Source organism: Amycolatopsis sp. cmx-4-83 (assembly GCF_046548815.1).
Taxonomy (GTDB): domain Bacteria; phylum Actinomycetota; class Actinomycetes; order Mycobacteriales; family Pseudonocardiaceae; genus Amycolatopsis; species Amycolatopsis pretoriensis_A.
On sequence record NZ_JAEBEF010000037.1, the window covers coordinates 1 to 936 of the forward strand.

At 30.6% G+C, this 936-nt stretch carries 1 protein-coding gene; it reads left to right on the forward strand.

Annotation, left to right across the window (positions count from 1 at the left end):
• Positions 1 to 658 precede the first annotated feature (658 nt).
• The coding region (locus ACLJQM_RS48190) for a hypothetical protein (protein WP_410636679.1) at positions 659 to 936 on the forward strand (278 nt) is incomplete at its 3' end.

Sequence of the window (936 nt, forward strand, 5' to 3'; positions counted from 1 at the left end):
TGGAACATGGAGATGGAGATCACCATGGTGAACAGGTTCTATGGAGATGGAGATCACCATATGAAAACGGGTTATACTGTGTTATAAGCTGTGTGAATGTTATTTTATTTATGTTTTATTTTCTGTATGCTGTGATGTTAGAAGTAGAACGATTTTTCAGAAAGTTTAAGTTAGTATGTTTTTTTAATTAAAATTTGTACCGTTTTATGTTTTGTATAATTAGTGGTGGGTTTATGAAATTAGGGTGTTATTAGTTTTTTTTGATTAGACGGGTTTGTGTCGGATATTTATACGTATAAGGGTTGGTTTGTTTAATAAGGTTATTTTAACGGTTAAGGATTTTGGGGTATAAAGGTTGGGCGCCGAGATATAGAGATGTTATTTAATAACAGGAGTTATATGTGATATGATTAGTAAAAGTTGTTTACCGATTTATTTCGTTTGTTAGCGGTGATGTTAAAGTTTATTAGTAGATTTGTTAGTTGTGGATTCTGAATTATTAAGTTTTAATAGAGGGATATTGATTTTAGTGGGAGTAGATTCTGTTAAAATAGTTTAATGTGATTTGTTTTATTATGGATACGTTTGTTTTAGTGTATTTTGTATTATTTTTGTTGTAGATTAAATGGTATTTAGTAATATTATCGTATCGTTTGTTTTGCGTTCGGTTTTTGAGAAGGATAAGTTGAATGGAATAAATTATTCGGATTGGATCCGTAATCTGAGAATTGTTTTCAGGGTTGAGAAAAAGGAAGATGTTTTAGATAATTTATTATCAGAAGAATCTGCTGATGATGTATCCGCTGCTGTTAAGAATGTTTATAAGAAAGTATGTGATGTTAATTTTGAAGTAAGCTGTTTTATGTTTGTTTGTATGGAATTCGAGTTGCAGATGCAGTTCGAAATAAATTATGAGGCGTACGATATGATCGTGGC